At 63.9% G+C, this 14,107-nt stretch carries 11 protein-coding genes and 1 tRNA gene; 2 read left to right on the forward strand and 10 right to left on the reverse strand.

Annotated features, from left to right (window positions below):
* Positions 1 to 289: 289 nt before the first annotated feature.
* Positions 290 to 2,446 carry a DVUA0089 family protein gene (locus tag ACX9MO_RS10105; RefSeq protein WP_462211751.1) on the forward strand — a complete coding sequence of 719 codons (2,157 nt, stop codon included), beginning with the start codon at positions 290 to 292 and terminating at the stop codon, positions 2,444 to 2,446.
* 370 nt (positions 2,447 to 2,816) lie between these two features.
* Here the strand turns inward: ACX9MO_RS10105 and ACX9MO_RS10110 are convergent, their stop codons facing one another.
* The 9 genes from ACX9MO_RS10110 to ACX9MO_RS10150 all read right to left on the reverse strand — a co-directional run bounded on the left by ACX9MO_RS10110 (position 2,817) and on the right by ACX9MO_RS10150 (position 11,783).
* Entirely contained in the window at positions 2,817 to 4,139 is a 1,323-nt protein-coding gene (locus ACX9MO_RS10110; protein WP_462211752.1) for a metal-dependent hydrolase family protein, read from the reverse strand.
* A 230-nt stretch (positions 4,140 to 4,369) separates the two neighbouring features.
* Positions 4,370 to 5,674 (reverse strand): serine hydrolase domain-containing protein, encoded by a 1,305-nt coding sequence (locus ACX9MO_RS10115; RefSeq protein ID WP_462211753.1) that lies wholly within the window; start codon positions 5,672 to 5,674, stop codon positions 4,370 to 4,372.
* Positions 5,675 to 5,837: 163 nt separating this feature from the next.
* Positions 5,838 to 6,593 (reverse strand): enoyl-CoA hydratase/isomerase family protein, encoded by a 756-nt coding sequence (locus ACX9MO_RS10120; protein WP_462211754.1) that lies wholly within the window; start codon positions 6,591 to 6,593, stop codon positions 5,838 to 5,840.
* A 72-nt stretch (positions 6,594 to 6,665) separates the two neighbouring features.
* A complete protein-coding gene (locus ACX9MO_RS10125; RefSeq protein WP_462211755.1) occupies positions 6,666 to 7,442 on the reverse strand; it encodes an enoyl-CoA hydratase-related protein in 777 nt (258 codons plus the stop codon).
* Between the two features lie 22 nt (positions 7,443 to 7,464).
* Entirely contained in the window at positions 7,465 to 8,085 is a 621-nt protein-coding gene (locus tag ACX9MO_RS10130) for a MarC family protein (RefSeq protein WP_462211756.1), read from the reverse strand.
* A gap of 86 nt (positions 8,086 to 8,171) precedes the next feature.
* Positions 8,172 to 9,764 carry an AMP-binding protein gene (locus ACX9MO_RS10135; RefSeq protein ID WP_462211757.1) on the reverse strand — a complete coding sequence of 531 codons (1,593 nt, stop codon included), beginning with the start codon at positions 9,762 to 9,764 and terminating at the stop codon, positions 8,172 to 8,174.
* 27 nt (positions 9,765 to 9,791) lie between these two features.
* Positions 9,792 to 10,244, reverse strand: coding sequence for a MaoC/PaaZ C-terminal domain-containing protein (locus tag ACX9MO_RS10140; protein WP_462211758.1), 453 nt, complete (start codon positions 10,242 to 10,244; stop codon positions 9,792 to 9,794).
* A 56-nt stretch (positions 10,245 to 10,300) separates the two neighbouring features.
* Positions 10,301 to 11,515 carry a CaiB/BaiF CoA transferase family protein gene (locus tag ACX9MO_RS10145; RefSeq protein ID WP_462211759.1) on the reverse strand — a complete coding sequence of 405 codons (1,215 nt, stop codon included), beginning with the start codon at positions 11,513 to 11,515 and terminating at the stop codon, positions 10,301 to 10,303.
* Positions 11,499 to 11,783: a hypothetical protein gene (locus ACX9MO_RS10150; RefSeq protein WP_462211760.1), complete on the reverse strand. Its 285-nt coding sequence runs from the start codon at positions 11,781 to 11,783 to the stop codon at positions 11,499 to 11,501. Before ACX9MO_RS10150 ends, ACX9MO_RS10145 begins: the two co-directional genes overlap by 17 nt.
* A 158-nt stretch (positions 11,784 to 11,941) precedes the next feature.
* Between ACX9MO_RS10150 and ACX9MO_RS10155 the strand changes: the two genes are divergently transcribed.
* The gene (locus ACX9MO_RS10155) at positions 11,942 to 13,726 is read left to right on the forward strand and encodes a hypothetical protein (RefSeq protein WP_462211761.1); all 1,785 of its coding nucleotides are present in this window, start codon (positions 11,942 to 11,944) and stop codon (positions 13,724 to 13,726) included.
* A gap of 215 nt (positions 13,727 to 13,941) precedes the next feature.
* Here the strand turns inward: ACX9MO_RS10155 and ACX9MO_RS10160 are convergent.
* Positions 13,942 to 14,018 (reverse strand) — tRNA-Met (locus ACX9MO_RS10160).
* Between the last annotated feature and the right edge of the window lie 89 nt (positions 14,019 to 14,107).

Genomic DNA, 14,107 nt, shown 5'->3' on the forward strand with positions numbered 1-14,107 from the left:
TATGTCCTGGATCAGGCCGCGCGGTGGGTCGCCACGCGGCGCTTGCCCTTGATAAGGCGCAATATAATATCGATGCGATTGCCCCGTCCGTTGCGTCGCTTTGCGTCTGAAGGGCTTGCCTTGCGTTGCTTTTGACCGGGGATGGCGCCCCGTGTCCCGCCGGCCTGCAAGGCTTCAGTACAATGAAGGTATCAATTCGATCCTTTTCATTGAAATAAAATTCATTGCCGTTCAGGGAGTCGTATGCAAACACTTGGTGCAATAGTTTTATTTAATCAAAGGCCACAGAATGACGACCCCCGACAGCCCGCAGATCGCTTCCACGGATATTGAAAACCAGCTGCCGATCGCGGTTGACGACGAGATCGGGGGGCTGGCCACGACCAATATCGTGCCAGAGGAGGAAGAGAACGATCAGTTCTCGACGGCCCAACCACTCGACGGACTGTTCGCACTGGTGGAAACACCCGATATCCTAAACTCTGCAACCCTGCCCAGCGTCAGCATCATCGGGACCGGGAACGGCACGCCGGATTACTACAGTTTCACGGTGGAAGAAGCCGGAACAACGATGCATTTCGACATCGATTATGGGACGCAGGGCGGGTACTTCGACAGCTATCTCCACCTGTGGAACGCCGCCGGCATCCGGATCGCCCTCAACGACGATTCAGCACTGGATTCCGGCTCGAACCATGGATTCGACAGCGAACTGCGTCACACGTTCGATGCTCCGGGAACCTACTATATCTCGGTCGGGCGGTATTCGGGCTATAACACACCGGATAACCCGATCCCCGCCGGGGCCACGTACCAGTTGCAGATCACCACGACCGCAGCGGCGCAGGCTGCGCTCACCGATGCGGCCACGGTTGCAAGCATAGAGGCTGCAACTTTGCTGGAAAATGACAGTGATCCGGAGGGAGGCGCGCTCAGCATCAGCGAGGTCTCAGCGACCAGCAGTCTCGGTGCGACCCTCACGCTGAACCCGGATGGTTCGATCAGCTATGATCCGACGACCTCCAGCACGCTGGCGGAGCTGGCGGAAGGCGACGGGCTGGAGGATACCTTCACCTATACTGTCACCGACGAGGCCGGCGGCTCGGACACGGCCACGGTTACGGTGGCTGTTGTCGGGGAAGATCTGCCCCCCGTGCTGAACGGCACGCAGCCCGACATCGCCGGGTACCATGGCAGCAACTTCAGCTACCAGTTCTCGGACGATCTGTTCAGCGACCCGACGGGTGTCGTGCTCCACTACGGCCTGACTCTTGCCGACGGCACCGGCCTGCCGGCCTGGCTGCACTGGGATGCCGCCAGCCGGACGGTCAGCTATTCCGCCTCCGACGTCGATGAAGGCCGAATGGCCAGCTACGGTCTGCTCCTGACGGCAACGGAAGCGGATGGGCAGAGCACCAGCGTGCGGCTCCGTCTGCTCATCGAAGGCGGCACCGAGCTGATCGGCTCGGAGGGGAACGACCTGCTGACGGGCGGTGCAGGGCCCGATACGATATCCGGGCTTGCTGGCGTCGACACGCTTGAAGGTGGAGACGGGACCGATTTCATCGAAGGCCTCGACGGCGCGGACCTGATCGACGGCGGCGCCGGCAATGACACGATTGAAGGTGGCGGTCAGAACGACACGATCGATGGCGGCGCTGGCAATGACCTGATCGGGGCGGGGCGTGATGACGATGTCGTGGACGCGGGCGTCGGCGATGACATGGTCTATGGTGGCAGCGGCAACGATCTCCTCATGGGGGATGCGGGACGCGATGCGCTCTATGGCATGACCGGGGATGACACCCTGATCGGCGGACTGCACGAGGACACGCTTGGCGGCGGCAGCGGGAACGACAGCCTCGTCGGCGGGGATGGCCGCGACCTGCTTGGCGGCGGCGACGGCAACGACACGCTGCTCGGCGATGGCGAAGACTTCTGGGACGGCTTCCACGATACCCTCTTCGGCGGCGCCGGAGATGATGATCTCTACGGTGGCGGAGGCAATGACAGTCTCGTCGGCGGCGATGGCAACGACCTGCTGCGGGGGGGGGCCTATCATGACACGCTCATCGGCGGCGATGGCGATGACTTCCTCTTCGGAGGCTTTGGCCTGGACCAGCTGACGGGGGGGGAAGGGGCCGATGTGTTCTACCTCTCGGGAGAGGGGGGCGACTGGTCTTACATTCACGACTACAACGCCGACGAAGGTGACGTCATCCTTCTGGACGGTCGGCTGCTCGACGCGGACGACCTGAGGGTGACGTATGATCGCAGGGGCTACGTCGACAGCGACGGGACCCATCATGTCACGCATTCCAATGTCCAGCTCTTTGCCGACACTGCGGTCGTCGCCGAGTTCGACAATACAGAGGACATTGATCGGATCTTCGTAAGGGTTGATGAAACGACCAGCATGGAGACGGTCACGTTCGAACTCATCTGACGGGCTTGCCGGCGGGTCCGCGTCACCGCACCGAAAGCCCTGTCCGCCGCCCTCAGCGGGTCGGCAGGCAGGGCTGGATCGCGGTGTCGCAGCAGGTTTATTGGCGGTGGGGCCTGCCCGACAGTACGGCATCCCATCTCACCCTTGGGCCGAACCAGAACCGCAGCGTTTTCGATCGTGGACCCGGGCACGCCAGTTCCGGGTCTTGTGGGGTGGCGGTGTCGGGCTGCGCCTCCGAACCGGCGCACCAGCCGGAGGGCGTGATGGATGCCCCGCAGGCCGCGCGCTGCAGGACCGTTGTCCATGCTGGTGCCCCCGGTGCAACCGGACCGAGGGCTCCGAGCGCGGTATCGAGCGTGCGGCGTGCCGCTCAATTCTCCATCGTGTTCTTGTAGATAACGCCGTCTTTCATGATCAGGTCGAAGTTCGCCTCGGGGTCAGCGACCAGATCGAGGTTCTCCAGCGGATTGCCGTCGACGAGGATCAGGTCCGCATAGGCGCCCACCGTCAGCTGGCCCAGGGGACCCTCCTGATAGGGGTGACGCGGTCCGGCCATTTCCATCAGTTCGGCATTGTCGGAGGTCGCCATCTTGAGCGCCTCGTAGGGCGTGAACCAGCGCGCCAGCTTGCTGAGAAGCTTGCCCTGCTTGGCGGACGCGACCGGGTCCATGAGGGAATCCGTGCCGAAGGCGACCTTCACACCCAGTTCCTTGGCGAGCTTGTAGGCGTTCTCCGTCCCCGCCGTGGCCATCTTGAACTTCTCGGTGGAGGATTCCGTCGGAAAGACCATCGCGTCCTCGTCGTCCAGGATCGGCTGGATGCTGAGCCAGACGTCGTTGTCGCGCATCATCTCCAGCGTTTCCCGGCCGATGAGCATCCCGTGTTCGATGGTCTTGATGCCCGCTTCGACCGCCATCTGGACCGCCTCGTCGGTGAAGACATGGGCCGCGACATAGCTGTTGTAGCTGTCGGCGACATCGACGATGGCCTTCATCTCCTCCATCGAATACTGGCGCACGTCGAGCGGATCGAAGATCGAGGCCACCCCGCCGCCCGCGGCGATCTTGAGCTGGCTGGCCCCCATCCGGAACACCTCCCTGGAGCGCCTTTGCACCTCGGCCACGCCATCGGCGACGATGAAGAATGAGTTCCGGCCCCAGTAGTCGATCGGTTCGTCCGACGGCAGCGCCGAGGGAAGGCGATAGTCGTAGTGCCCGCCCGTCTGGCTGATCGGAGGCCCGGCGACAAGCATGCGCGGGCCCGGAATGACGCCGCTGTCGATCAGCTTCTTGATCGCAAAGGCGTTCCCGCCGATATCGCGAACCGTGGTGAACCCCCGCATCAGCGTGCGCTCGGCGGCCGGAACGGCGCGGGCGGCGACTTCGTAGACATCGCCTGTCAGGATCACGGCCTGCGGGACTTCGGCCATTGTCATGTGCCAGTGCACATCGCTCAGGCCCGGGATCATGGTCCGCCCGTTGCCATCGATGACCGTCCCCCCGGCGACCGCCAAGGGGTCCTGGGAAATCTCGGTGATCAGGTTGCCGGTCACGACAACATTGGCATTTTCGATGAGTTGTTCATTGATGCCGTCGAAGACATTGACGTTGGTGAACAGAATGGGGCCGTCCTGCGCGGAGGCGGCAGATGCGGCAAGCGTCAAAAGCGCCGCCGCCATGAACTTGGCAGTCATCGGTCAGGTCTCCAGTCTCGTTATGCAGATCGGACCGTCCTTGATGATGACGACGAAGGTCGTCTCGGGATCGGCGATCTGGGTGATGCCGTCGTGCGGGGTGGGGCCAGCGCACGGCAGCCCGCCCGGACGCTCGATCTGGCTTGGGGCGACATGGCACCGTCCCGCGGCCTTCGCGATGTGCTCCGGCGGGTCAGCCGTGTTGCCGGCCCGCCGAGGCAACCTTTGTCCTACTCGTCGAACAGTCCCGACGTCGCGATCGCGCGCGGGTACCGGTGTCCCGAATGGTCGTCGTTGTTCACGTTAAAGTAAACGATGACGAGATCCCGGGACGGCGAGACATAGAGCCCCTGCGTCATCAGCCCGCCTTTCCACATGTCGCCGTCCGGCCAGACGACGTCCCACTGGCGGCTGTTGGCGATGAAGTCGTCCGAGCCGAGGAAGTCGACGAAAACGGCGCCATCGAAGCCGGCCATGACGAACTCGTGCGACCGCACCTCGCTGCGGATGCGTGCGAGGATCTCGTCGGAAACCACCTGTTCGGTGGCGATCTTGTCCCAGCTGGGCGTGTAGAGCATGCCGAAGCGCGCAAAGTCGCGCAGGTTGCTCGACACCAGCCCGTGCGCGGCCACGATCCCGTCAGGCGTCAAGTGCATCTGCAACGCCCCCTCGGCCCCGACCTTGGACCAGACGCGGCGGTCGAAGATCTGGTGCCAGCGTTCGCCCTCCACGTCTTCGGCCAGGAACACGAGCATCTGGGTGAGGCCGGAGGCATAGTGGAAGGCCTGACCGGGCTCTTCGCGTTTCGGCGTGCTTCTGAGAACGTCGCGGAGATTCTCGACACCCCGGGACTCGTTCGGAAACCCGAACTCGGATTCGTAGACACGGCGCGCGATGTTGTCCGGGTCGAACCGGGACTCGCTGGTGTCCTCAAGGTCCATGCCCGTCGCCATGTCCATCACGTCCTTCACCGTGACGCCGTCCCACGGGGTGCCCTTGAAATCGGTCATGTAGGTCGTGATCGGTTCGCTGTCGTCGATCTTGCCTTCGCTGATCAACTGGTCGATGACGAGGCTGGCGGTGGGCTTCGCAGCGGACATCCAGAGATGGGAATCCTCCGGCCGCAGCCGCGGATACTTCTCGTAGACGATCTCGCCCTTGTGGACGACCATGAAGGCCTGCGCGAAGTCGGACTGTTCGAGGAACGCGTCCAGGCTGAGCGGGCCTTCGAGCGTGCTCTCGGACGTCAACTCGACTTCGATCTCGCCGATCTCCGGCATCGGGTTGCTGGCGAGCGGCATGACGCCGGGACGGGACGGCAGGATCGCCGTTGGCAGGAACTCGGACGCCCGCACGTTGAAGTATGCGGAGGGGTCACCGCCGCGGAACAGCTCGTTGTAGTCGGCGTTCCGCGTCGCTTCTTCGAGTTCCATCGGGAAGCCGTCGACGAAGGCGTCGAGCGGCGTGCGGTCCTGTGCGCCGGCGGCCGTGGCAGCCAGAAGCGCGAGGGACGTGCTCATGATCAAGTGTCGCATGGATCAGATTTCCTCTAGTATCCAACCTGATTGAAGGTGGCGCCGTCCGGCATGGGCGGCGCTCGCCGGTGGGACCCCGGGGGCTTCGCTGCGAGGTCCCTGTGCGCTGCGGTGCCCCGGCGAACCGGGACACCACCTGTGACCGGGCGAAATGTGCCCGCTCTTACTTTGCCTTCCAGTTCGGGGCCCGCTTCTCGGCAAATGCCAGGGCGCCTTCCTTGGAATCCTCGGTCCGCATCAGGAAATCGAAGCTTTCCTTTTCGAGCCGCACCGCCTGTTCGAGGGGCATGCCGAGGCCCTGCATCACCGTGGTCTTCATCTTCTGCACAGCGAGCGGGGCGCTCTTCACGATCTCGCCCGCGATCTGCCGCGCCTTGTCGAGCAGCTCTTCGGGCGCCACTACGTGATTGACGAGGCCCAGCCGGTAGGCATCGGCCGCGCCGATCCGGCCGCCGGTGTAGAGAAGCTCTAGCGCGGGCCCCAAGGGGATCACGCGGGGCAGTCGCTGGGTCCCGTAGCCGCCGGGGATCCAGCCGAGCCGGATTTCGCCTGACCCGAACTTGGCATCCTCGGTGCAGATCCGGATGTCTGCACCAAGCGCCTGCTCCAGACCGCCACCGTTGCAATGACCCTGGATCGCGGCGATCACCGGCTTGGTCAGGGTCAGCATCCGGGGATAGAGCCGATCCGCGAAACCGTCGGCGTCGGGTGTCTTGACCCAACCGATATCGGTGCCGGTGCAGAAGGCCTTGCCCTCACCGCTGAGGATGCCGACCCGCAGGTCGGGATCGCTTTCCAGCATGTCCCAGGCATCCGCGATGGCGTTGTAGGTCTCGCCGTCGCAGGCATTGTAGACCTCGGGGCGGTTGATCCGCACGTGGAGGATGCCCTCGGATTTTTCGACGATGACTTTGCTCATATCTTTTCCTTCCCTATCAATTGCGGGCTGCAGGACGTCGGTCGCACAGGCCGGCCGCCCCCTCTCGCGGTCTCAGTATGTCTTGAAGCTCGGCTTGCGCTTCTCGGCGAAGGCGGCCATCCCTTCCTTCTGGTCGGCGGTCCCGAAAAGACCGTGGAACAGCCGCCGTTCCAGCTTCAGGCCCGGTGCCAGGGGCGTTTCCGCCTGCTGGTTCACGGATTCCTTGCCCGCCAGCACGGCGAGGCGGGGATTGCCCGCGATGGCCGAACCGATCCGGATCGCTTCTTCCAGGTGGGTTCCATCGGGCACGACCTTGGTGATGATGCCCATGCGCTCGGCCTCTTCCGCGCTGATCGTCTCGCCGGTCAGGACGAAATACATCGCCTTCGCCTTGCCGATCGCGTGGGTCAGGCGCGCCGGTCCACCGGCGCCGGGGATGACCCCGAGGGTGACCTCCGGCAGGCCGAACCGCGCGGTCGTGTCGGCCACGATCATGTCGCACATGAGCGAGATTTCGGTGCCGCCGCCGAAGGCGAAGCCGCGGACTGCGGCGATGACCGGTTTCCTCAGCTCGGCGACCTTGTCCATGTAGGCGCCCAGATCCGTGCGATAGGCGCTTTCGAAGTCCTGGCTGGCGATCCATTTCAGGTCCGCCCCGGCACAGAAGGCCTTGTCGCCACCGGCAAGGATCATGCAGCCGACGCTGTCGTCGGCGTCGAAGGCGGTCAGGGCATCGGTGACCTCTGTCGCCACCTGCTCGTTCAACGCATTCAGCGCGTCCGGGCGATCAAAGGTCACGATCCCCAGATTGCCCCGGCGCTCGATCTTCATGAATTGATATTCGGCCATGTCGCGGGTCTCCATTTGGTCTTCAAGCCGGGCTCTTCAGCTCGACATCCGGGCTTGGGATCATGCCCAGGCCATCGAGGCCATAGATCACCAGCTGGACGGCGAGCGCGCAGAGCAGAAGGCCGACGATGCGCAGGAAGATCTTCAGGATCGCGGGCGGGATCTTGGAAAAGATCTTCTCCGCGGCCAGCATCACGCCGAGGTTGATCGCCATCATGAGAAGGATGAGGCAGACGAAAACGATGCCCTGGCCTGTGCTCTGGAGTGTCCCTTCGATCGCGACGATGGCCACAAGCCCCTGCGGTGACGCCATGAGCGGCACGGCAAGCGGGAAGGTCGCGATATCCAACGTGGGTGCGGGCGGCGGCGCGTCGCTTTGTTCCGGCGCCTTCTCGTCCGCGAGGATCAGGTCCAGTGCGAACAGAAGCAGGATGATGCCGCCCGCGATCAACAGCGCCTCGGTACTGACCTTCAGGCCCGCGAGGATCCCCGCGCCGATCACGGCGAAGATGATACAGATCACCGTCGATACGAGGACCGTCCGGATCGCGATGGCGCGCTTCAACTTGGCATCGGCGGTCTTGGTCAGGCCAATGAACAAAAGGGCTGCCTTAACCGGACCGACGGTCACGAAGAGGAGCACGAATATGTCTGTCCAACCCATACTATAGCTTCCTTTGAAATGTCTGAGTGCATCTGCTCCCAGCGGAGGCTGGCAACGTATGTGGTTCAGTCGCTTTCGACGGCGGGCAGTCGGTCCCTCAACTTGTTCTTTCCGATCCGATCCAGCGTGGACCGGGGGAAGTCGTCGACGACATGCACCGAGCGTGGGACCTTGAAATCGGCAAGTTTCTCAGTGCAATGCGCGAGAATTCGGTCGCTCAGTTCCGCGTCGGTCAGCCGTTGTCCGGCATCGGTCGTTGATACGAAGGCGGCGGGGATGTCGCCCAGCATGTGGTGCTTCTGCGCGACGACGGCGCACTCCAGGACCAGACCCGTCTCGAGGATCGCCGTCTCGATCTCCAGTGCTGCCACGTTCTCTCCGCCGACGCGCAGCATGTCCTTGTCGCGGTTGACGAAGAACAGCCAGCCATCCCGGTCGATGCGCACGATGTCGCCCGTATCCAGTGCGCCGCTGGCGTCGAAGGCCTCGGCGGTCTTTTCGGGCTGCTGGTAGTATTCCTTGAACAGTGACACGCCGCGCTCGCCGCGGATGTAGAGCAGGCCTTCCTCGCCAGGTCCTGCGGGGGTCCCGTCCGATGTGCGCACCTCGACATCGTAGTGCGGCAGCGGCCGGCCCATGGTGCCGGCTGGGCCCGGGTGATCCGCATCCGTCATGATGGCGGCGGTGCCGGTTTCGGTCATCCCCCAGAGCGCCATGGTGCGGGTGCGGAACTCCGCTTCGGCGTCGGGCAGATGGGCAAGCCCGATCAGGGTGTGCACCTTGTGCTCCGGCACGGGCCGCCCGCTGAGCGCCTTGAAGGCGAAGGGGATCATCGACACCCAGGTGACGCCGTGGGTAGCGCAGGTGTCCCAGAACCGTGAGGCGGAGAAACGCGGATGGACGACCACCGTGTTGCCCGCCCAGAGGGCAGAGAAGAACGTCACCTGCGCATTGGCATGGAACAGCGGCAGGTACAGAAGCGTGACATCGTCCCGCCGCAGCCGCACGTTCATCGCCGTGGTCTTGCCGCCCCAGAGCGCATTCGCGTTGGTCCAGACCGTGGGCTTGGGCCGCGAGGTCGTGCCGGAGGTGAACTGCACCGCGAAGTTCCGGGTGTGGTCGACTGCCAGCTCCGGCAGCGGCCCGTCCGAGAAGACCTCGGCAATCGGTGTCGCGCCAAGCGCCTCTGCATCGTACTCCGTGGCCGGATCGCCGGTGACGATCATCGGCGTGTCGGGGCCACAGGCCTCGCGCACCAGTGCGGCGAGGGAGGGCTGGGTGATCGCGGCGGCGGGCTGCATCAGTTCGGCGAAATAGGCCACGTTCTCGGCCACCGACCGGGTGTTGGTCGTCACCGGCACCGCGCCGACATAGGCACAGCCCAGCCAGGCGCCCAGAAATTCGGGCGCGTTGTCGTGGTGCATCAGGACGAAATCGCCTTCGCCCACGCCCCGCGCATGCAGGCCCGCGGCAAAGCGTTTCGCCTCGCGCGCCATCTCGGCATAGGTCCACTGGCGTGCGGGCTGGTCGAAGGGGGCCCAGATCACGAAGGTCTTGTCGGGCTGGCGCTGGACCCACTGGTCCAGCAGCCATGTCACGCTCATGCCGCGGAACGCATCGCCTTTCGAGGTTGTCGGAGTGTCAGTAACGGGGGGCATGCAGTGTCCTCGGCATGAGCGCGTCGTTCAGGCGGACTTCTTCCGCACGTAGAGAAGATGCTCGACGAAGCAGACGGTCTCTCCACGCTGGTTGGTGGTCGTCTCGGTCTGCGTCAGCACGCCATGGGTGGGCTGCTTGGCATCCTTCTTCTCGGCGACCGTGACCTCGGTCTTGATCGTGTCGCCGATGTGGACCACGCCGGGGTAACGGATCTTGCCATAGCCGTAGTTCATCACGTTGGCGTTCATGCCCTGGGACTGGAAGATCAGCCCCGTGCTGATGACGAAGGTCAGGTTGCCATGGGCGATCCGCTGCTTGATCTGCTGCGTCGCCGCGAATTCCGCGTCCGTGTGGTGGGGCATGAAGTCGCCGGAGTGCATGGCGTGCATCACGATGTCGGTTTCGGTGATGGTGCGGCCGGCAGTCACGTAGCTGTCGCCGACTTCGAAATCTTCGAAGAATTTCTGTTCATGAGACATGTCAGGACCTCAGGTTTCCTGTGGGAGTGGGGGCTGCAAGGTGAGGTGCCGCGGCACTACTTCGGCAGGCCGATCGCCTTTGCCTCGGCCATGGCCTTGATGTCCGCTTCGCTGAAGCCGACGCCGGTCAATTCGGAGACGGTGTGTTCGCCGACCGCCGGGGGCCTTTGCGGTTTCACCTTCTCGTAGCCCTCGGCAAAGATGTGCATCGGGCTGTCGACGGTCCGGATGCCTTCAGCGCCCTCGACCTCCGGGAAGCAGCCGTTCGCGATCATGTGTTCGTCCCGGGTGTTTTCCTCGGTCGTCTGTGCCACGCTGAAGTTCACGGCGAAGGCCTGAAGGCGTTCCTTGACGACCGAGAGGTCGTGTTGCTCGACGATGCTCTGCATCTCGTCGAAGAGGGCCTTGGCGTTCTGCATCCGCGATTGCGGCGTCGCGAAACGTTCATCGCCCTTCAGGTGGTCCGCCCTGAAGGCGTCGCGGAGGTTTCCGATATTGTTCGGATTGATCTCCATGATGATGACGTAGCGGCCGTCCTTTGTCTTGAAGCGCCCGCCCGACACCGGGTTCGGCCACTCGTCGAGCGCATATTTCGCCATCGGCGGCGTGCCGACGAGCGCCGCCTGAGTCATGCAGGAGTTGGCCCAGAGCCCGTTGTGCATCAGCGAGGTGAAGACTTCGGACCCCTGCCCGGTGCGTTCGCGGTGGAAGAGGCCCGCCAGAACGGCGCCGGCCAGCGTGGACGCCGTCCCGAGGTCACCGACGCCGACGGGCAGGGCGGTCGGGCCGCCGTCCTTGGGGCGCAGTTCCTCCATGATCCCGGTCCGGGCATACCAGGCGGTTGCGTCAAACCCGGGCGCGTCCTTGTCGGGCCCCGCCTTCCCGAAACCATTGATCGAGGCATAGACGATCGTGGGATTGACGGCCTTGATGTCCTCGTAGGTGTGTTTCAGTGCTTTCTGCACCGGGTGCGGCGAGTTGGTCAGGAAGACATCGGCCGTCGCGGCCAGCTTGAGCAGCGCCTCCTGCGCCTCGGGGGCCTTGAGGTTCATGGCCACCGACTTCTTGGTCCGGTTCTGGATGTAGGTCGTCCAGGCCACCTTGCTGGGCGGCAGGCCCGGCGTCATGTGCCCATAGCGCCATGGATCGCCGCTCAGCGGTTCGACCTTGATCACCTCGGCGCCCAGATCGGCCAGGATCACCGTGGCGTTTGGGGCGGCAGCCATCGAGGCCACCTCGATCACTTTGATACCGTCAAGAATTCCGGCCATTGTCGCTATTCCTTTGTTGAATTGATTGCGCAAACGCGATCCGCGTTTTCTTGGAAAGGTGGTCGAGGAACTCGTCCTGCAGCCGGTCGTAAATCTTCTGATACTCGTCGGCGCGATCCGGTTGGCCGTTCCAGCGCATGCGCGCGGCGTCGGCCATTTCCATCTCGTCGCAGATCGACCGGAAATCCGGATCGTTCCGGTGCAGCCTCGCGATGCTGAGCTCGAGGCCGGGAAATCGTGAGATCAATGTATGAAGATATGTGCCCACCGTGCGCCCCCTCTCAGGACCGGCATCGCAGACCGGGGGGCCGGCGGGCACGTTGGAACATGTAGCAACGTGGAGTCGAAGGGCCGTCAAAAGTGTTAACGGCTGGAAATTCCATGCTACAGTCGCGGCAGATCCCCAGGTGACGTTTGCCAGTCAACATGTTGAATCCGGAAGACTTTGATCATCCGACCTTCTGCCCCGCAGAGGTGCGTCGGCAACTGGAACGCATTCTGGCGTTTCCGGAGCTTCAAGCCAGCGATCGTCGCCGCGAGATGCTGCGCTACGTCGTGGAAGAAGCCCTTGAGGGGCGCACGGCAGAGATCAAGGCGACGACCATCGCCATGGCCGTCTTTGGCCGCGGCGCCGATTTCGATCAGCAGACCGATCCCGTCGTGCGCCTCGAGGCCCGCAAACTCCGTCGGGATCTCGACAACTACTACGCGGATGCAGGTCGCGAGGACGCGATCAGGATTTCCATTCCGAAAGGGCGCTACGTTCCGGTGTTCGATGCGCTCGAGAGCCACGACGCTGTCCCCGCATCGCCGGAACCGTCCCGGGACAGCGACGTGCCGGAGGGTGCCGTCGACGGCGCAAGCCACGCCCCCGAGCACAGCGGCAGACGCGTTTCCGTCGGGCTCCTGCTGTCGGGCATGGTCCTGTCGGGTCTGGTCAGCCTCGCGCTGGTCTGGGCCCTGATGGGCGGCAGGCAGGAGCCTTCCTATGTCGATGCGCCCTTCGACGGCTCGAGCATCCTGGTGCGGGCCTTTGACACGCGGAACGCCGACAGTGTCACGACACTGGTCGCGGACCTGCTCGCCCAGGACATCACCGGGGCCCTGCTGAAGTTCCCCGACATTCGGGCCTATACCGACATGGCGCATACGGACGCCGAGGCAGACGCTGTCCCTGCGAAGCCGTTCCCGCGCCAGATCGCCTATGCTGTCCACGGCAGCGTCTGGCGGGACCAGGATCAGGTGTTCGTCCGGGCCGATCTCTCACGGTCAGGTGACGGAGAGATGCTCTGGACGGAACTCTTTGCCGCAAGCGACCGGGCGCATGGTATCGCCGGGGTCAGCGAGGAGATTTCGGCCCAGATCGCATCCGTGATCGGCCAGCAGTACGGGATTGTCAGGAGCGAAACGCGCAAGACCCTTCTCTCGGAGACTGCGAACCCGAGCCTGCAAAGCTACGCCTGCATTTCGCTCGCAACCGAGTACCGGCGCACCATCCGCGCCGAGAACTACTGGGACGCGCGGGCCTGTCTGGAGGAGACCGTGCGCAGGGAGCCGGAATTTGCGCGCGGCTGGGCCATGCTCGCCTACCTCCGCAACGACGGGTCCCGTTTCGGCTATGATACGACGTTGACCCAGGAAGAGGCCTTCGCGCAGGCACGCGAGGCCGCCGCCCGCGCCCTGACCCTGAGCCCGCGGGACACCGATGCGCTCAAGGCGATGTCGCATATCCTGCACTACGCCGGAGACGCCGAGCAATCGATCGAGTATGCGCGCCGCGCCGTCGAGATGAACCCGAATGATCCGGAAACTGTCGGCAACCTCGGGGTCATGCTGGGCTTTCAGGGTCAGCTTGCGGAAGCGAAGCCCCACCTCGAATTCGCCATCGCACGCTCGATCGCCCCGGCACCGCGGTACTACCAGTTCCTCGCCATGGCCCACATGATGAACGAGGACTGGGAGGACATGCAATCAGCCGCGAGCTACGCCGTCGCCGATGACAGCGGGTTCAGTTACTTCCTGTCAGCCGTCGCCCATGCCATGCTCGCAAATGCCTCGGCCGCGCGCATGGATTACCAGAGGTTGCTCGAACGCACGCCTGCTCTGGCTAAGGACCCGAAGACCGCGTTGAAGGTGCACAAGGTGGACCCGGCGGTCCTCGATGCCTTTGCCGCGGGGCTGGACCGGGTGCATGCAGTCATCGCGCAGTAGCAGCGGACAGGACACCCGGCCCTGAGCCTGCTCGACGCGCCGCCCAGTCTTCGCCGTCCCGATTCCGTCGCACCGGGCGTGCTTGGACGCCTGATGGGCCAGTGGCGCTCTCGCCTTGGAAATCACCGTATCTGGATCGGAGGACGATGGTGTGCTCGCAGAGGTCAGATGGCACGTGAGCGCCGTCATGTCGAACTTTGATCTGAAGGGGGATTTGGTAGCGGAGGAGGGACTTGAACCCCCGACACGCGGATTATGATTCCGCTGCTCTAACCAACTGAGCTACTCCGCCAAACCGTGGCGCTGAGTAGGCGATGGGCCGGGGGAGGTCAAGACAGAATTTTCCGCTTTTTGCCCTTAACGCTGGGTGACTTGCCTCTG

The sequence above is a fragment of the Pseudooceanicola profundus genome (genome assembly GCF_054919315.1).